The sequence below is a fragment of the uncultured Marinobacter sp. genome (assembly GCF_947259545.1).
Lineage (GTDB): Bacteria > Pseudomonadota > Gammaproteobacteria > Pseudomonadales > Oleiphilaceae > Marinobacter.
In genome coordinates this window covers 99,825-117,588 of sequence record NZ_CAMYMK010000007.1, presented here as the reverse complement: position 1 = coordinate 117,588, position 17,764 = coordinate 99,825, and the positions used below count along the sequence as shown (strand labels likewise).

The 17,764-nt window shown below is 57.2% G+C and carries 16 protein-coding genes; 5 read left to right on the top strand and 11 right to left on the bottom strand.

All coding sequences use genetic code 11. The features are described from left to right. The first annotated feature begins 30 nt into the window (after nt 1-30). The 3 genes from xseA to Q0Y21_RS08320 all read left to right on the top strand — a co-directional run bounded on the left by xseA (nt 31) and on the right by Q0Y21_RS08320 (nt 3,887). On the top strand, nt 31-1,389 hold the full coding sequence (xseA, locus tag Q0Y21_RS08330) for an exodeoxyribonuclease VII large subunit (protein ID WP_297793699.1): 1,359 nt from the start codon (nt 31-33) through the stop codon (nt 1,387-1,389). A 49-nt stretch (nt 1,390-1,438) separates the two neighbouring features. Next, the gene (locus Q0Y21_RS08325; protein ID WP_297793696.1) at nt 1,439-3,361 is read left to right on the top strand and encodes an acetate--CoA ligase; all 1,923 of its coding nucleotides are present in this window, start codon (nt 1,439-1,441) and stop codon (nt 3,359-3,361) included. Nucleotides 3,362-3,677: 316 nt separating this feature from the next. Continuing rightward, nucleotides 3,678-3,887, top strand: a complete 210-nt coding sequence (locus tag Q0Y21_RS08320) for a cold-shock protein (RefSeq protein ID WP_008169155.1) — start codon at nt 3,678-3,680, stop codon at nt 3,885-3,887. A 98-nt stretch (nt 3,888-3,985) separates the two neighbouring features. Here Q0Y21_RS08320 and leuA read toward each other — a convergent pair whose 3' ends face one another. Beyond that, nucleotides 3,986-5,683: a 2-isopropylmalate synthase gene (gene leuA, locus Q0Y21_RS08315; protein ID WP_297793693.1), complete on the bottom strand. Its 1,698-nt coding sequence runs from the start codon at nt 5,681-5,683 to the stop codon at nt 3,986-3,988. 146 nt (nt 5,684-5,829) lie between these two features. Here leuA and Q0Y21_RS08310 point away from each other — a divergent pair, with 146 nt between their 5' ends. Further along, nucleotides 5,830-6,327: an Lrp/AsnC family transcriptional regulator gene (locus Q0Y21_RS08310; RefSeq protein WP_297793690.1), complete on the top strand. Its 498-nt coding sequence runs from the start codon at nt 5,830-5,832 to the stop codon at nt 6,325-6,327. An 11-nt stretch (nt 6,328-6,338) separates the two neighbouring features. Here the strand turns inward: Q0Y21_RS08310 and Q0Y21_RS08305 are convergent, their stop codons facing one another. After that, the gene (locus tag Q0Y21_RS08305; RefSeq protein ID WP_297795348.1) at nt 6,339-6,827 is read right to left on the bottom strand and encodes a TetR/AcrR family transcriptional regulator; all 489 of its coding nucleotides are present in this window, start codon (nt 6,825-6,827) and stop codon (nt 6,339-6,341) included. Between the two features lie 277 nt (nt 6,828-7,104). Between Q0Y21_RS08305 and Q0Y21_RS08300 the strand changes: the two genes are divergently transcribed. Further along, nucleotides 7,105-8,838 (top strand): proline--tRNA ligase, encoded by a 1,734-nt coding sequence (locus tag Q0Y21_RS08300; RefSeq protein WP_297793687.1) that lies wholly within the window; start codon nt 7,105-7,107, stop codon nt 8,836-8,838. Nucleotides 8,839-8,865: 27 nt separating this feature from the next. On the opposite strand, the gene murB is transcribed toward Q0Y21_RS08300, so the two are convergent. The 9 genes from murB to Q0Y21_RS08255 form a co-directional block, all read right to left on the bottom strand. Beyond that, nucleotides 8,866-9,912: a UDP-N-acetylmuramate dehydrogenase gene (gene murB, locus Q0Y21_RS08295; RefSeq protein ID WP_297793684.1), complete on the bottom strand. Its 1,047-nt coding sequence runs from the start codon at nt 9,910-9,912 to the stop codon at nt 8,866-8,868. Further along, the gene (locus Q0Y21_RS08290; RefSeq protein ID WP_297795345.1) at nt 9,909-10,388 is read right to left on the bottom strand and encodes a low molecular weight protein-tyrosine-phosphatase; all 480 of its coding nucleotides are present in this window, start codon (nt 10,386-10,388) and stop codon (nt 9,909-9,911) included. The genes murB and Q0Y21_RS08290 overlap by 4 nt, the downstream gene beginning before the upstream one ends. Nucleotides 10,389-10,390: 2 nt before the next feature. Beyond that, nucleotides 10,391-11,179, bottom strand: coding sequence for a 3-deoxy-manno-octulosonate cytidylyltransferase (kdsB, locus tag Q0Y21_RS08285; RefSeq protein WP_297793681.1), 789 nt, complete (start codon nt 11,177-11,179; stop codon nt 10,391-10,393). Nucleotides 11,180-11,191: 12 nt separating this feature from the next. Continuing rightward, on the bottom strand, nt 11,192-11,380 hold the full coding sequence (locus Q0Y21_RS08280; RefSeq protein ID WP_012137741.1) for a Trm112 family protein: 189 nt from the start codon (nt 11,378-11,380) through the stop codon (nt 11,192-11,194). Further along, entirely contained in the window at nt 11,373-12,401 is a 1,029-nt protein-coding gene (lpxK, locus tag Q0Y21_RS08275; protein WP_297793678.1) for a tetraacyldisaccharide 4'-kinase, read from the bottom strand. The genes Q0Y21_RS08280 and lpxK overlap by 8 nt, the downstream gene beginning before the upstream one ends. Continuing rightward, on the bottom strand, nt 12,398-14,173 hold the full coding sequence (msbA, locus tag Q0Y21_RS08270; RefSeq protein ID WP_297793675.1) for a lipid A export permease/ATP-binding protein MsbA: 1,776 nt from the start codon (nt 14,171-14,173) through the stop codon (nt 12,398-12,400). The genes lpxK and msbA overlap by 4 nt, the downstream gene beginning before the upstream one ends. Continuing rightward, nucleotides 14,170-14,595 carry a biopolymer transporter ExbD gene (locus Q0Y21_RS08265; RefSeq protein WP_297793673.1) on the bottom strand — a complete coding sequence of 142 codons (426 nt, stop codon included), beginning with the start codon at nt 14,593-14,595 and terminating at the stop codon, nt 14,170-14,172. Before Q0Y21_RS08265 ends, msbA begins: the two co-directional genes overlap by 4 nt. A gap of 5 nt (nt 14,596-14,600) precedes the next feature. Then, nucleotides 14,601-15,227, bottom strand: coding sequence for a MotA/TolQ/ExbB proton channel family protein (locus tag Q0Y21_RS08260; RefSeq protein WP_127332786.1), 627 nt, complete (start codon nt 15,225-15,227; stop codon nt 14,601-14,603). Nucleotides 15,228-15,309: 82 nt separating this feature from the next. Then, the gene (locus tag Q0Y21_RS08255; protein WP_297793668.1) at nt 15,310-17,700 is read right to left on the bottom strand and encodes a DNA internalization-related competence protein ComEC/Rec2; all 2,391 of its coding nucleotides are present in this window, start codon (nt 17,698-17,700) and stop codon (nt 15,310-15,312) included. Between the last annotated feature and the right edge of the window lie 64 nt (nt 17,701-17,764).

The following is a 17,764-nucleotide window of genomic DNA, read 5'->3' as shown; positions in this document are numbered from 1 at the left end:
ATTGCGTATATAGAAGCAGGGAGTCATACATTGAACACCCCCTTTCAGGATTCCCGTCCCCGGGCATTGAGTGTCAGCGAACTGAATCATCAGGCCAAACATCTGCTGGAAACCAGCTTCATGCAGGTTTGGGTGGAAGGCGAACTGTCAGGTTTCTCACGCCCATCCTCCGGGCATTGGTATTTTTCCCTGAAGGACCGGAAGTGCCAGGTCCGGTGCGCAATGTTCAGGGGCTTCAATCAGCGCATCCGTGAGTTGCCCAAAGAAGGCGACCAGATAAGAATTCGCGGCAAGGTTACATTGTACGAGAACCGGGGTGACTTCCAGATTATCGTCGAACACCTTGAGCCTGCTGGTCTGGGCGCGCTTCAACAGGCGTACGAGGAGCTGAAGAGAAAGCTGCAACTCGAGGGGTTGTTCGACGTTGCCCGCAAGAAAACACTGCCCACTGTGCCGCACCACATTGGCGTGGTCACCTCACCAACCGGCGCCGCCATTCACGACATCCTGACTGTTCTGGCTCGCCGATGCCCTGCCATACCGGTCACCCTCTATCCCACGGCTGTGCAGGGCAAGGCGGCAACCGCTGACATAGTCCGTGCCATTGACCAGGCTCAATCCCATGGCGTGGCCGACGTGCTTGTGATCGGTCGCGGTGGTGGCTCCCTCGAGGATCTCTGGTGTTTCAACGAAGAAGCCGTCGCGAGGGCGATCGCAAACTGCCGTATCCCCACGGTTAGCGCAGTGGGCCACGAGGTGGACGTGACCATCGCTGATTTTGTTGCCGATCTCAGGGCCCCGACTCCGTCCGCCGCAGCCGAGAAAATCTCCCCGGACCAGCGGGAATGGATCAGGCAAGTGGATGAGCAAGCAATCCGCCTTGCCAATGCCGTGCGGCGCACCCTGCAGCGCCAGGAAACACAGTTGATGCATCTGGCAGCCCGGCTCAGGGACCCCCGACGGGAATTGATGGACAAAGCCCAGCGTATGGATGAGCTCGACATGCGCCTGGGAAAAGCCATGAACACCGCCCTGGAGCAGCGCGCGCTGCGTGCGGAGCACTTGAAGCAGCGCCTGCTGATGCAATCCCCCGGGCGCCGGCTCGACCAGGCCCGGGACAATTTGCTGCGCCAGCAGGACAAGCTGGACAAAGCCATCCGGCACCGCCTGGATCGCCACCAGGAAAGGCTGAGCCATACCAGTCAGACACTGCACGTGGTCAGCCCGCTGGCCACACTCGGACGGGGCTACGCCATTACCCGACGCGAAAGCGACGGCGCCATTATCAGGGATGCCAACGACGTTGCTACCGGCGACGTCATCAACACACGCCTTGCCAAAGGCGATCTCACCGCCACCGTCACAGAGGTCCATTCTTCCAGGGAATAGCCCGACTAAGCCTATGGTCTAGTAGTCCTTCCCCTCAAAGTGCCTACAGTTGTCATTAACAACAGTAGAACAACAACGGGCTCATGAGGTAGATGGTATGGACTACAACTCTGAATTCAGGCGTTCCATAGACAGGCCTGACGAGTTCTGGCGCGAGCAGGCTGCGAACATTGACTGGTTCAAATCCCCTGAGACCATCTGGCAGGCAACCGACAATGGTCACGGCGTGTGGTTCCCCGACGGCGAGCTCAATTCCTGCGACGTCGCGCTCGACGCCAATATCCGAGCAGGTCGCGGAGATCAGACTGCCCTTATCTACGACTCCCCGGTAACCAATACCCAGAAATCCTACACCTATAACGAACTGACCGCTGATGTCGCCAGGTTCGCCGGTGCGTTGAAAGACCGGGGAATCGCCAAGGGCGATCGCGTAATCATCTACATGCCGATGATACCCGAAGCGGTTGTGGCGATGCTCGGTTGCGCCCGGATCGGGGCCATACATTCCGTCGTATTTGGTGGGTTTGCTGCCCATGAACTGGCCGTGCGAATCGACGATGCCCGCCCAAAGGCCATCATTACCGCTTCCTGCGGAATCGAAGTAACGAAAATCATTGAATACAAACCGCTGGTGGACAAAGCCATCAACCAGGCCAGCCATAAACCCGAATTCTGCATTCTGTATCAGCGCCCTCAGGCCACAGCACAGCTGCAGGAGGGACGGGATTATGACTGGTCAGAGCTGGCAGCCAACGCCGGTCCGGTAGACCCGGTCCCGGTCAAATCCACCGATCCGCTTTACATCCTTTATACCTCAGGCACCACTGGCAAGCCCAAGGGCGTGGTGAGAGACAACGGCGGCCACGCTGTCGCACTCCGTTACAGCATGAAACTGGTTTACGATGCTAAACCCGGCGATGTTTACTGGGCCGCCTCAGACGTGGGCTGGGTCGTCGGCCACAGCTACATCGTATATGCCCCCCTGTTTGCAGGCTGCACAACCATTCTTTATGAGGGCAAACCGGTCAAGACACCGGATGCCGGGGCCTTCTGGCGCGTGGTACGGGATCACAAGGTTAATATGCTCTTCACCGCGCCAACCGCCTTTCGGGCAGTGCGCAAGGAAGACCCGGAAGCAGACCAGCTCTCGCAATACGATATCAGTTCACTGAAGCGGCTGTTTCTGGCCGGCGAGCGCCTGGATCCCGCGACGTACGAGTGGCTGCGGGAACAGACCGGCCTGCCTGTGCTGGACCACTGGTGGCAGACCGAAACCGGCTGGGCCATTTGCTGCAACCCCGTCGGCATTGAAATGATGGCTACCAAGCCCGGCTCCGCCACGGTTCCCTCCCCCGGGTTCAATGTCCAGGTGGTGGACATGGAAGGCAACCAGATGGCTACCGAAGAACAGGGACAGATCGCGGTCAAGCTTCCCTTGCCTCCGGGCTGCATGATGACGGTATGGGGCGACGATGCGCGCTTCCGAAAGACCTACCTTGAACCCATTGAAGGCTTTTACAGCTCAGGGGACGGCGGTTTTATTGATGATGACGGCTATGTGTTTGTCATGGGACGGACCGATGACGTCATTAACGTCGCGGGCCACCGCCTGTCGACCGGGGAAATGGAGGAAGTGGTTGCCTCTCATCCAGCGATCGCCGAGTGCTGCGTGGTTGGCGCCCAGGACGAAATGAAGGGGCAGGTTCCCGTCGGCCTCGTGCTCATTAAGGATGGTGCAACCATTGATCACGATGAGCTGGAGGAAGAATTAGTAGAGATGGTAAGGGAAAAGATCGGCGCCATTGCCTGTTTTCGCCGGGCTATGGTTGTCGAGCGACTGCCCAAAACCCGTTCTGGAAAAATACTCCGAAGGGTTATCCGCCAGATAGCGGACGGAGAAGATTACGTAGTGCCCAGCACCATTGACGACCCGGCCATTCTGGAAGAAATCAACCAGCACTTCCGAAACTGACCCCGCGCCAGTAACAACCAAATATCCCAGCTCGGCAAGGGCCGGGATATTTGGTGACGATTCTATGACAACCCGTTGTTTTTGCTACTTTAAAAACCTCAAGAAAAGTCATCAAAAAGCGTTGACGACCCCGAAAGTCGGTCTATACTGAAATTGCTGTGAAAATACAGCGGTATTTGGTGAAAGTGTTCCAACGTCCTGCCGCAGTGCTCTTCGTTGCCCCTTCCTCAGTACGCTCGGATTTCTCAGCATCGGTTTAACTTCAAAAAACCGAAGGTCCCGTGAGGGCAAAATTTCAGGAATACAGGAAAGATCAATGTCTGATACAAAAACCGGCCACGTTAAGTGGTTTAACGAGTCCAAGGGCTTTGGCTTCATCGCTCAGGACGGTGGCAGTGACGTGTTCGTTCACTATAGTGCAATCAATGCCAGCGGTTTCCGTACCCTGACCGAAGGTCAGCAGGTACAGTTCACCGTAACACAGGGCCCGAAAGGTCCCCAGGCGGAGAACGTAACCCCGGTCTGAGGTTACGCGACCGCCTTTGCCCCTCACGGGCAATGGCAATAACCAGGCAGTATAAAAAGCCGGCACATGCCGGCTTTTTATTGGCATCTGGAACCGATTCAGACCCCGGCAGACTCCGCGGGTTCTGCAATGGATGCAGCATTCACCGGCACATCGACTACTTGCGCAACCGCTGAAAGCAATGCCTGAAGGGTGGCGGAAGTAGTGTCTTCTGCCAGCGCCGCAGCACTGCAGTGAGCGTTATTGGCAATCAGACGGATACACGCCAGCGCATTGGCGTTAGTGCCCTCACCCAAAGCAAACTCATCGTATGCCTCAACGGCGATTTTCACCCCGTACCGTTCCTCCAGTGCCGCGGAAACCGCTTCCACTGCACCAAGGCCACGCCCTTCCAGACGAACCGGGCGCTCTTGCCCCATGCTGACGACAGCCATCACACCGTCTTCATCACGGTGTAGATCGTAGGAGGTCAACGCCCATGCTGCGTGCACCTTCAGGTATCGCTCTTCAAACAGGCGGTGAATGGTCATGGAGTCAATCTCACCACCGTTGACCTCGGCTTCACCCTGTACCACTTTACTGAACTCAATCTGCAACCAGCGTGGCAGGGTGATCTTGTAGTCACGCTCCAATACATAAGCCACACCACCCTTACCGGACTGGCTGTTGATACGAACCACCTCTTCATACCGGCGGCCGAGGTCACGGGGATCGATGGGCAGGTAGGCCACGTTCCAGACATCGCCATCATTGCGCCTGGAAAGACACTTGCGAATGGCATCCTGATGGCTGCCGGAGAAAGCCGTAAAGACCAACTCACCCGCATAGGGGTGGCGTGGGTGGGTCGATATCTCCGTACAGGCCTCTACAACCTCGGTAATCTCCGCCATGCCGGACAGATCCAGTGTCGGATCGATTCCCTGGGAGTACAGGTTCATCGCCATGGTGACCAGATCCATATTCCCGGTGCGCTCACCGTTCCCCATCAGGGTGCCCTCCACACGGTCAGCACCGGCCATGACCGCCAGTTCGGCCGCCGCTACCCCGCAGCCACGGTCATTGTGGGTGTGAACGCTGATGCTGATGTGTTCACGGTAACGGACCCGGTCACAAATCCACTCTATCTGGTCGGCAAACACGTTCGGTGTTGCCATCTCGACGGTAGCCGGCAGATTGATAATCACCGGCTGTCCCTGGTCCGGACGCCACACGTCATTGACGGCATCAATCACCTCGGCGGCAAAATCCAGCTCGGTGCCGGTGAAGCTTTCCGGGGAGTACTGGAAGGTCCAATCCGTTTCCGGGTGGCGTGCGGCAATTTCCTGCACCACACGGGCACCGTTCACTGCGATATCCCGAATGCCGTCACGGTCAAGACCGAACACCTGTTCACGCTGAACGGTGGATGTGGAGTTATAAACGTGGACAATGGCCTGCTTCGCCCCCTGCAACGCCTCATAGGTGCGCTCAATGAGTTCCGGGCGGGCCTGAGTCAACACCTGGATTTTCACATCCGACGGAATGCGGTCCTCTTCAATCAACTTGCGGCAAAAATCAAAATCCGGCTGACTGGCTGCCGGGAAGCCGATTTCAATTTCCTTGAAGCCCAGCTTCACCAGCAAATCGAACAGACGCTGCTTCTGGGCAACTGACATGGGCTTGACCAGTGCCTGGTTACCATCACGAAGGTCCACCGCACACCAGGTAGGTGCTTTTTCAATCACGCGATCCGGCCAGCGACGATCTTTCTTGGCAACCGGCTTAAAAGCAACATACTTGCGATGATCAAATGCCATGACGTCTTTTCCTTGAGCTTCTCTGGGGACAATCTCTATATGGTGTACAGATTAACCGGGATTCCGGGACAAATGATTGCTATTTTTCGTTTCTAGTCTAGTATTTTAGTCGTTTCTGCCCATCAATTCATTCAGGGCGCAATATTATGCCACCAATGCCTGAAACCCTCATAAAAATCGATAAAATTGACCGCAAAATCCTGGAGCAATTGCAGCAGGACGGCTCTCTCACCAATCAGGAACTCGCCGACAAGGTCGGGCTGTCACCCTCCCCCTGTTTACGGCGAGTCAGGGCTATGGAGGGCGCCGGAATCATTGTTCGGAAGGTGACCATTCTGGATCACAAGAAGCTGGGATTATCGCTCACCGCAGTCATACTGATCGGCATGGATCGCCACACGCCTGAACGTTTCGCGGCCTTCGAGGAGCAGGTGGCGGAGTATCCGGAAGTTCAGGAGTGTTATCTGATAACTGGCCAGGATGCCGACTACATGCTGAAAGTCGTGGTACCGGACATGGACCACTACCATCACTTCCTTCTCAACCGAATTACCCGCATTCAGGGGGTCAGCGGTGTCCATTCCAGTTTCGTACTACGCCGGGTGATTGACAGCACGGCACTGCCGCTTGGCTATTTATCCTGAAAAAGGGGGCATTATTCACAAATGAGCTCTTTCAAATAGGCTCTCACCATGCATTTGAGCTCAAAAACCAGGGCTCGCGCCTGCTCCTCTGGTAATGTCGCCGCCAGTCTCAAAACAGACCCGGCGGACCTGGGCACCGCCAGGCACGCATTCCAGCGCCGCTCATCGGGAATATGAGGGTATTCCTCGCTCAAGCGGGCATCCAGATCCCTGGCGTTGTTATAGAGCTCCCGGAGATCAAGCTCGCGCAATTCCGGCATGGCTTCAACACCACTCCAGATCGCAGCATAGGCAGGTTCAGTCCTGTAGAACTCATAAAAAAGCTCAATCAGAACATCCACCGCATCCACCAGAAGGACCTCCCCCAGGCGCTCCCGCAATGCGGTCTCCATTTTTTCAACATGGCGTTCCGCAATGGCTTTTACGATCGCGACCTTGTTCGGGAAATACCGATACAGGGATGCCAGCGACATGCCGGATTGGCGAGCAATGGCGGACATACTGGTGCTGTCCACGCCAACTTCATGGAAAATGGCGGCTGCATGCTCGAGGATCGTATTCACACGCTCGCGACTGCGAGCCTGAACCGGCTTCCGGCGCGGGGTGACACTGATGGGTGCTTCTGTATTGTCTGCGGTCATATGGCCACTCGATCTGTACCTTGTGTGACAGGCTCCGTACAATAACCACCACTTTACGACAAATAAAGGTCCGGACGTGCCATATCGGGCCTGTCCATTAGTCTAAGAACCTTCACAACCTCATACGGAAGACACAATGCGAGCAAGCCGTTTCCTGATTGCTACCCAGAAAGAAACACCCGCGGACGCCGAAGTGATCAGCCACCAGCTGATGCTCCGGGCCGGCATGATCCGCAAACTCGCCTCTGGCCTATACACCTGGCTGCCGATGGGCCTGCGTACCCTGCGTAAAGTTGAGCGTATCGTGCGGGAGGAAATGGACAAGAGTGGTGCCCAGGAAGTGTTAATGCCAGCCGTGCAACCAGCCGAGCTATGGCAGGAATCCGGTCGCTGGGAACAATACGGCGGCGAACTGCTGAGGATGAATGATCGCCACGGTCGCGATTTCTGTTTCGGTCCGACCCACGAAGAAGTCATTACGGACGTGATTCGTAACGAGTTGAAGAGCTACAAAGAGCTGCCCTCCAACTTTTACCAGATCCAGACCAAATTCCGTGACGAACGTCGTCCGCGATTCGGCGTCATGCGCGCCAGGGAATTCATCATGAAGGACGCATACTCCTTCCACCTGAACGCGGAATCCCTGAACGAAACCTACGAAGTTATGCATCGCACCTATTGCGCCATTTTTGATCGTCTTGGTCTCGACTACCGTCCGGTTCAGGCTGACTCCGGCGCTATCGGTGGCAGCGCCTCACACGAATTTCACGTACTGGCGTCATCCGGCGAGGACGACATTGTGTTCAGCAGCGATAGTGACTACGCCGCAAACATAGAGAAAGCCGAAGCAGTCGCCCCTGCCGGTGATCGCCCTGCCCCTTCAGAAGAACTTAAGGAAGTGTCAACGCCGGATCAGCGGACCATCGACGCTGTGGCGGAATTCCTTGGTATCGACGCCAACCGCACCGTGAAAACGTTACTGGTTAAAGCCGACGAGGATGAGAACGGCGAGTCCGGCCTGGTAGCCCTGATCCTCCGTGGTGATCACACCCTGAACGAGATCAAGGCCGAGAATCTGGCCGGTGTCGCCGAGCCTCTGACCATGGCCACCGATGAAGAAATCGAGAAAGCAACTGGCTGCAAGGCCGGCTCCATCGGCCCTGTCAATCTGCCGGTACCGGTGATCGTTGACCGGAGTGCAGCGCACCTGGCGGACTTTGTCTGTGGCGCCAACAAAGAAGGATTCCACCTCACCGGTGTTAACTGGGGGCGCGATGCAGAACTTGACCGTGTCGAGGATCTCCGTAATGTGGTCGAAGGCGATGCAAGCCCGGATGGCAAGGGCACCCTGGAAATCCGTCGCGGTATCGAGGTGGGGCACATCTTCAAGCTGGGCAACAAATACAGCACAGCGATGAACGCCACGGTGCTGGATGAGAACGGCAAGAGTGTGATTCTTGAGATGGGTTGCTATGGCATCGGGGTTTCCCGGATTGTAGCGGCCTCTATCGAGCAGAACCACGACGACAAAGGCATTATCTGGCCCGAGGCGATTGCGCCCTTTGAAGTTGCAGTGGTCACACTGAACGCCCACAAATCGCCAAAAGTCGCGGAAGCCGGGGAGAAGCTGTACAACCAACTGCGTCAGGCCGGCTTTGATGTCCTTCTGGACGATCGGAAAGAGCGTCCCGGCGTCAAATTCGCCGACATGGAACTGATCGGCATCCCCCACCGTTTCGTGGTGTCTGACCGTGGCATAGAAGCAGGCACTCTGGAATACAAGGGACGTCGTGACGACGACAAACAGGACGTCACGCTGGATGAAGCCCTGCCTTTCCTGATTAACGCCTCGCCACGAAAAGGTCTCTGAGGAAGGCTCGAGACTGGTGCATTGGGGTTACCGCCCCAATGCACGATCCGGCGGGATAACGCCCGGTTCCATTTCCAGTGCTACCCCAAATCTCGCCAGGACATCCTGTCGGATGCGCTCCGCCAGCGCCAACACATCCGATCCACTGCCACCGGAATGATTGATCAACACAAGCGCCTGGCGATTGTGGACCCCTACGCGATCATTACGGAAGCCCTTCCAGCCACACTGATCAATGAGCCAGGCTGCCGCCAGCTTTGCAGTGCCATTGCCCGGATAACCGGGCATGTCCGGGTACGCTAACTTGAGCTCGCCCCAGACCTTCCGGTCCACTATCGGATTCTTGAAGAAGCTGCCAGCGTTGGGAATCTGCTCGGGATCAGGAAGCTTGCGTCGACGCACCGCCATGACGGCCTGGGCAACATCCAGAGCCTTAAGATTCGAGGTGCCTGCGCCATCGAAATAATTGGCCAGATCGGCATACCCCAGGGTCAACTCCCTGGAGCGGCAGAGCCGTAGGCGTAACTCGGTGATGACATAGCGTCCAGGCTGATGCTTGAACAGACTGTCCCGATAGCCGAACCCGCAGTCTTCGTTGGCCAGCACCACCCATTCCCCGGTTTTACGATCGAGAGCGGTAACACTCACCAGGGTATCTTTCAGTTCCACGCCATAGGCGCCGATATTCTGCACCGGGGCCGCGCCGACCGTGCCGGGGATCAGGGCCAGGTTTTCAATGCCACGGTAACCCGCTGAGGCAGCATAGAGTACCGATTCATGCCAGTTCTCTCCGGCGCCCAGCACCAGGATGGCTGAATCCCCATCGACGTGTTCCCAGCAACGCCCGGTTATCCCCATGTGCAACACCAGCCCGTCAAAATCACCGGCAAACACCAGGTTGCTGCCGCCTCCGAGAATCAAAGTGGCCAGGTCTCTTTGCTCAGCCACTTCAAGCAGGGATTCGAGCTCCTGGCCCGAAGTCACTTCCGCGAACCAACGGGCACTGGCCGGAACAGCCAAACTGTTCATCGCCGCCAGACTGACGTGCTCTTCAAGCGCTGGTGGAAGACTCAAGCCAGGTATCTCCGTATCTCATCAAGAAGCCCCTCACTGGCCTCTTCAATGAGATCCAGCACGGTTTCGAAGCCCTTGTCTCCGCCGTAATAGGGATCAGGCACTTCCTCGTGTTCACTGAGACCATAACTCAGGAACAACTCGGGTTCCGTGCCTCCATTCTGACGCCAGACATCCCTTACGTCCGCAAGGTTCTGTCGATCCATCACCAGAATATAATCGAAGTGCTCAAGATCACTAGCCCGGAACTGCCGGGCTCGAAGACCGGAAATATCGATACCCCGCTGGTGGGCTTTTTGCTGAGCGCGATCATCCGGTGCCTTGCCAATGTGCCAGTCTCCGGTGCCACAGGAGTCGATATGGATAATCTCTTCCAGCCCCGCTTCATGTACCGCACGTCGAAACACACCCTCGGCACTGGGTGACCTGCAGATATTGCCAAGACAGACAAAAAGAACGTAAACCGGTTTCTGCATGGTCATAGGCCCCGTGTTTCCGCTTCCATCCATTGCCGCAGTCGCTCCAGATCGGCTTCTGTATCAACACCTGCTGGCGGTGTCTCAGTCGCTTCTTCCACATGAATGCGAGCACCGTTGTACAGCGCCCTCAGTTGTTCCAGCGATTCCGTCATCTCGGTAGGCGCCGGAGCCCAGCGGACAAAATCCGTCAATAACCGTACGCGGTAGCCATAGATACCGATGTGACGATAGTAATCCACTTCCTCCGGTATACTGGCGGTCCACAATGACCAGTCACCATCACTCCAGGCATCCCTCGCCCAGGGGATCGGCGCGCGGCTGAAATAATGGGCCATACCCTGATGATCTGAGACCACTTTCACCACATTCGGATTGAACACGCTGGCCACATCCGTGATTTTTTCACACAGAGTGGCAATGGCCGCATCGGGAAAACGCTCCAGGTTGGCCGCCACCTGATTGATCAGGGATGGCGGGATCAGCGGCTCATCCCCCTGAACATTGACCACCCTGTCATCGGGGGCAAACTCCAGCTTGCGGGCCACTTCCTCCAACCGGTCCGTACCACTGGCATGGTCGGGCGAGGTCATGACCACTTCCGCACCAAACGCGCGGCAGGCAGCTTCGATACGGTTGTCGTCAGTGGCTATAACCACACGACCGGCATTGCTGTCCCGGGCACGCTCGTAGACGTGCTGGATCATCGGTTTCCCGGCTATATCTGCCAATGGTTTTCCGGGAAGCCGTGTGGAGGCGTATCGGGCTGGAATCACCACCGTAAAAGACATGGAACTCACCTATCAGCGTTTATCGAGGCGCTCGTCAGTAGACAGGGTGCGGGCTTCGGTTGCCAGCATGACCGGGATACCCTCACGGATCGGAAACGCCATGGCATCCTGATAGCAAATCAGTTCGGTTTTTTCCCGGTTCAGTTTCAGGTCCCCTTTACAGACAGGGCAAGCCAGCATGGCCAGCAATTTCTTATCCATTATGCGCTCTCACAGGTTCATAAATCGTTAAAGAATCCTTGCATTCCTGCACACGAGCCAGGAATGCCGCAGCAAAAGCCTCTGGCAGTTGTGCCTGCACTGACAGTACCCAGGCATTATCCGGAGCAAACTCACGGCATTTTACCGCATCCTTGGCCGTCATCAGCAGCCAATCACCGTCACCCACCCGAAGATCCGAGGCACGAAACTTATGGTGGTCAGCGAAGGCTGTCGCCGAAACCTGGGCTCCAAGTGTTTCCAGTGTAGCGAAAAAACGGCCTGGGTTACCGATACCCGCGACCGCATGCACCGGCTTGTCACGAAGACAGTCGAGGGCAGCGGTTTTACCAGATTTCAGGTTACGTAACTCCGCAGGTTCAAGGGTCATGGTGAACTGCGCGGGATGCTCCAGCTCTTCCAGTGTCCCGCCGTTGGTTACCACGAAGTCCACTCCCGAAAGTCTGTCCACGGGCTCGCGCAATGGGCCAACGGGGATGCCGGCGCCGTTGCCGATGCCTCTCTCAGCATCAAACACCGCCAGCTCGATGTCCCGGGGCAACCGGTAATGCTGCAGGCCATCGTCACAGATCAGCACATCGCCAAGCTGTTGCTCAAGAGCCCACAGGGCACCGCGCTTCCTTTGGGGATCCACTACCACAGGGCAGCCGGTTTCCAGCGCCAGCATAACCGGCTCATCACCCGCTATTTCAGGACTGGTTTCCGGCTCAACCCGCAGGGGATAATCCTTGGAACGGCCACCATACCCCCGGCTCAGTATCACCGGTCGCCAGCCCTGCTCTCTCAGCAGAGTCACAAGCAGTGCTGTCAACGGGGACTTCCCCGTTCCACCCGCCGTGATATTCCCAACCACGACAACAGGCACCGGTAGCGGCTCATCCTTGACCTGCCAGGCTTTACGTCGTCGCCCCTCAGCCACAATTCGATACAGCCAGGCTAGCGGATAGAGCGGCCACAAGGGCCGGCTACGACCGTACCAGAGCCTGTCTGTCAGTGTGGTCATGCCTGCTCGCTGAACTGCATCTGATGCAACTGGGCGTATGCGCCGCCTGTCGCGAGAAGTTCATCATGACGGCCGGACTCAACAATCTGGCCGCCGTCCATTACCAGGATGCGATCGGCCTTTTCGATGGTCGACAGGCGGTGCGCGATAACCAGCGTGGTCCTGCCCTGCATCACTGTTTCAAGGGCCTCCTGAATATGGCGCTCGGATTCCGTATCCAGGGCGGAGGTTGCTTCATCGAGAATCAGGATCGGGGCGTCCTTGAGTAGCGCCCGGGCAATAGCCAGGCGCTGACGCTGACCTCCCGAAAGCATAACCCCATTGTCCCCGATCATGGTGTCCAATCCTTCGGGCATCCGGTCGATGAACTCCAGGGCATGAGCCTTCGCTGCGGCCTCACGAATCTCTTCACGGCTGCAATGGCGCAGGGCCCCATAGCCAATATTGGCGGCAATGGTGTCGTTAAACAGCACCACGTTCTGGGTGACCAGAGCGATCTGGGCACGCAACGCCTGCAGACTGAATTCCTTGAGGGAGTGCCCGTCTATGCGGATGTCTCCTCCGGTGTATTCATAAAACCGGGGCAACAAACTGACCAGAGTGGACTTGCCACTGCCGGACCGGCCTACCAGCGCCACGCTCTGGCCCGCCGGGATATCCAGTGAGATCCCGGTCAGCACGTCATCCAGCTGATCCCGATAACGGAAGGACACATCGTCAAATTCAATGTCGCCGTTGACCCGCGTGGGACTGAAGGTGCCATCATCGTGCTCGGGCTCTTCATCTATAGTGCCAAACACATCAAGAGCTGCAGCGACACCCTTCTGGATTTTCGCGTGCACGGATGTCACCTGGCGAATCGGCTTGGCCATGGTGGTGGCGGCCGTGATGAAGGCAATCAGCTCGCCGGTGCTCATTTCACCGCGAATGCCGGGTGACAGCATGGTCCAGACCAGCGCAGCAATTGCCACCGCCACCAGGACCTGAATCACCGGTACGCTGATGGCCTGGGTGGAGGCCATTTTCAGGCTCTGTTTCAGGTTCTTTTCGCTGACCTCCCGGAACCGCTCCCGTTCGTAGTCCTCGCCCCCGAAGGTTCGCACCACGCGGTATCCGGAGATGGACTCGGACGCCACATGGGTAATATCGCCCATGGAGCCCTGAATCCGTTGGCTGATCCTGCGAAAACGTTTGCTGGCGTAGCTGACCACAAACCCGATAATGGGCCCCACTGCGAGGAACACAATGGTCAGCTTCCAGTTGGTGTAGAGCATGAAACCGAGCAGACCAACTATGGTCAGACCTTCCCGCAGGGTGATCGTCACTGCGTTGGTGGTCGCTTCCGCCACCTGCTCAACGTTGAACGTCAGCTTCGAGACCAGGCGTCCGGACGCATTGTCATCAAAGTAACGGGATGGCAGCGTCATCAGCCGGTCGAACACCTGGGTTCTCAGCGCATTAATAACCTGACGTCCAACGTAGCTGATGAAATACTGACTCAGGAAGGTACCCAAGCCACGGAAGGCGAACACGCCAACAATCAGCAGGGTAAGCAGGATGCGGTTCTGATCGGTCGGATTCTCAATGGCTTCAATGACGTACTCCATGGCCGCCGCCATACCGGTGGAGGCCGCGGCATAGATTACGTTACCAAGCACTGCCAACGAGAACGCCAGCCAGAATGGTTTGACGTAGGCCAGCAGGCGCTTATAGGTGGCCCAATTGGAAGCATCCTGCAATTCACTGACGTCAGCTTTGGCGGATTCACTCACTGCCCGTCAGCCTCCCGCTCAGTGGTTATACTCAGCTTCGCAAAGCCGAGACGGCCCGCCACGTCCATAGCCCTGACCACAAATTCATGGGGCGTACGGGCATCCGCCGTGATCACGTATGGCAACGAGTTGTCCCCCTCCGAGAGTTCCCGCACAGCCTTCTCCAGGGTTTCACGGCGATTATTGACGAGGGTGCGACTGTTGAGAATGTACTGCCCTTCAGCATTGATCACCACATCAATTTCCCGCACTTCGGTTTCTGCGCGTGCCTCGGCACTGGCCTCCGGCAACTCTACCTCAAGGTGGCTTTCGCGCGTGAAGGTGGTGGAAACCATAAAGAAGATCAGCAGCAAGAACACCACGTCAATCAATGGCGTCAGGTCTACCCCAACCTCCTGGCTTCTCTGGCGCTTGAACTTCACGGCGTTCAGGCTCCTTCCACGTCGATTTCACGGTCACCATGGACCACTTCCACCAGCTTGATGGCTTCCTGCTCCATACCCACCACCAATTCATCGACGCGACGAATGAAATAACGATGGCCAATCAACGCCGGGATGGCAACACTCAGCCCTGCTGCGGTTGTAATCAATGCCTCTGAGATACCACCGGCCAGGTTGCCTGCGTTACCGACTCCGGCCAACTGGATCTCGGCAAATACCTTGATCATCCCGATCACCGTTCCCAGAAGACCAAGCAGTGGCGTGATTGTGGCTACGGTGCCCAGGGGATTAAGGAAACGCTCAAGGTCATGGATAACCTGGCTGGCCTCATGCTCAATGCTTTCCTTCATGATCTCGCGACCATGTTTGGCGTTCATCAACCCGCCCGCGAGAATTCTGCCAAGGGGGGAGGAACCCTGCAGAGCCTTGAGTTTGCGGCCGTTCAGCTCCTTTTTCTTGATCCAGCGCCAGAGTTCATTAATGGTCTGAGGAGGCGCTACCCTGGAGGGCCGCAACGTCCAGAAACGTTCAAGGATTATGGCAAGTGCCAGAATGGAACAGGCTACAATTGGCACCATCAGAATGCCACCGGCTTTCAACAGCTCGAACACGCTTGGTCTCCCTGATTGTTAACAAGCCGCGCTACTTTAGCATAGCTGCCGCCGCAGGCCACACCCGTTGTGTCACGGTATTTTACAATGCCCACCAATCCGTTACGGGCTGCCGTATCCAGAACGGCGTTGACCGGCGCTGCTCCTCTATCCCGATACCGTTTTTACCCATCACCAGCCGGATGGCGCCGGAATACGCCGTATTCAGCTGCTGGCTCCCTGCCATCCGGTAGCGGTCCACCACCGATGGGTGAGGATGACCGAACCTGTGGCGATAGCCCGCACTGTATATCACCACATCCGGATCGAGCCACTGGACCCAGGAACGTGAGGAAGAGGTTTTGCTGCCGTGGTGGGGTGCCAGGACAACCCGAAAAGCATCTTCATATGCTCCTTCGGAAAACAGGGGCTGATCCGGCATCCGGGACTCCACATCGTCAGAAATATCCCCGGGCAATAGGATCTGGGCGGCCCCGTCCGGGCTGGTAACGATCACTACGCAGGAAGCATTGTTCGAATCCACATCCGCCGCCTCCGGATTCCGCCAAAAGCTCAGGGTGAGCTCACCAATATGACGGACCAGTCCCGGGCGACAAGGTTCGGGCGCTGGCGCGGACTTACCTGAACGAGCACCTACACGTTCCGGCTCTCCGGAAATGACCTCCGCTACCGGTAGCGTAGCAAACAACAGAGGCAGCCCTCCGGCGTGATCACTGTCTCCGTGGCTGATTACCAGCGTATTGATGGTCCTTACCCCCAGACTCTCGAGATTAGGCACCAGGACTGACTCAACGGCGGAAAAGACACCGGGAATGGATGGTCCGGTGTCATACAACAGCACCTGATCCTGATGACGAACAAGCAAAGACAACCCCTGGCCAACATCCCATACCCAGACTTCCGGCACCTCTACCCAACGGTTATCATCCCGCTCTGCAAGCAAGGACATCAGCAACCAGGGCACCATCAGGATCGCGACCACCGCGCGAATCCGCAACGAAGGAACAACCAGCGAAAGGATCGCTAACACAGCGACCCCCAGGGTTGCGGCAACACCGGGATTGCCACTGGGCAGGTCCAGGGAGGACAGCCATACCAGGACATTCCACAGCACCCCCAACACCAGATCAAAACACTCCACCACCCACATCTGACTCTGCGGTAGCAGCCATATAAGCGCAGCGCCAACCATCAATACCGGCATGACGACGAGCGATACCCAGGGAATGGCAAACACGTTGGCAAGCAGCCCCGACACAGGTTGCCCCTGCCCCAGTACGGCAAGCACCGGCCATAGACCGGCAAATACCGCAACCTGCGCAAGCATCAGGGCGCTGCCCCAGCCTGGGGAAGACAGGCGCCGGGCAAAAACCAGCACCAGCACCGTGACAGCTCCGAAGGATAACCAGAAACCCTGATCCAGCGGGGAAAAAGTATCCGCCAGCAACACCAAAAACAGGGCCAGCACCAATCCCTGCCATGGCGATACCTGGCGACCATGGATCACAATCCAGCCGGCGACCAGCACCATAATCAATGCCCGACGCGTCGGAACGGTGAAGCCAGCGGCAAGACTGTAGGTGATACTGACCAGGGCAACCGAGACATAGACCAGATAACGCCCGTGACGGGGCCCGAGCAACGGTCCCGGCAACCAGAGAAGCAACCTGCGGACCAGAAACCCTGCGCCAAGAGCAATCAGGCCAAGATGCAGGCCGGAGATGGCGACCAGGTGAATGGTGCCGGTAGCCTTCAGCACCTCCCAGTGGCCTGGGGTCATTTCTCCCCGAAACCCGATGAGCAGAGAAGCAACCAGCGGATAATGCCTGGCTTCACCCACGGCGACGCCGACCGCATCGGCCAACTGCTGGCGCCAGACCATATAGTCGCAATGCAGGTTACACGGTACCGAGGAATCGGAATCCACACCCCGGATCGTTCCGGTCGCCCGGAATCCTTTTCGGTACAGCCACGATTCGTAGCGAAACCCGGTTGGATTGATCGCCCCGTGGGGCTGCTTGAGCGCAACCTTCAGACGGAGCCGTTGCCCCGGAAGGGATTGCTCCTCGCGGCCATACCATGCGAGCCGAATCCTTGAGGGGAACGCGGTGGCTTCTCCCTCGTAACCTGTCGGGAGGTGCCAGCGGGTGACACAAAAGCTGAACCGCAGGCTGTTATAACTTCCTTCTGTGGGAATTTCGCACAGGTAGCCCGACACCTCGACTACCTCACCTTCCAGTTCGACAGGAAAAGCGTGCTGCAGGCGCTCGGATGCGTGCCAGGATGACCAGGTCAGGCCTGCAAGCAGGCAGGCGAGCCAAAGAGCCCGTCTGGACACCCGCCGTGAGGGCAACGAATAAGCCCCATAAAGTACTGACAACAGGGCAACAATCAGCCACTTCAGAGGTGGCACGACCGGGAAGGTATAAAGTAAGATAACGCCGCAGGCAAAAGCGACAAGACTTCCGGACAATCCATGTCCTCCTGATTATTCCCAAGCTCCGGCAAGACATCGTGTCCCGGGCTGTCATTCTGAG

Excerpts from the sequence above, each read along its gene's own strand:
- Q0Y21_RS08320 (WP_008169155.1), top strand. The coding sequence starts at position 3,678 with ATGTCTGATACAAAAACCGGCCACGTTAAGTGGTTTAACGAGTCCAAG.
- leuA (WP_297793693.1), bottom strand. The coding sequence starts at position 5,683 with ATGGCATTTGATCATCGCAAGTATGTTGCTTTTAAGCCGGTTGCCAAG.
- Q0Y21_RS08310 (WP_297793690.1), top strand. The coding sequence starts at position 5,830 with ATGCCACCAATGCCTGAAACCCTCATAAAAATCGATAAAATTGACCGC.
- Q0Y21_RS08305 (WP_297795348.1), bottom strand. The coding sequence starts at position 6,827 with ATGTCCGCCATTGCTCGCCAATCCGGCATGTCGCTGGCATCCCTGTAT.
- Q0Y21_RS08300 (WP_297793687.1), top strand. The coding sequence starts at position 7,105 with ATGCGAGCAAGCCGTTTCCTGATTGCTACCCAGAAAGAAACACCCGCG.
- Q0Y21_RS08290 (WP_297795345.1), bottom strand. The coding sequence starts at position 10,388 with ATGCAGAAACCGGTTTACGTTCTTTTTGTCTGTCTTGGCAATATCTGC.
- kdsB (WP_297793681.1), bottom strand. The coding sequence starts at position 11,179 with ATGTCTTTTACGGTGGTGATTCCAGCCCGATACGCCTCCACACGGCTT.
- Q0Y21_RS08280 (WP_012137741.1), bottom strand. The coding sequence starts at position 11,380 with ATGGATAAGAAATTGCTGGCCATGCTGGCTTGCCCTGTCTGTAAAGGG.
- lpxK (WP_297793678.1), bottom strand. The coding sequence starts at position 12,401 with ATGACCACACTGACAGACAGGCTCTGGTACGGTCGTAGCCGGCCCTTG.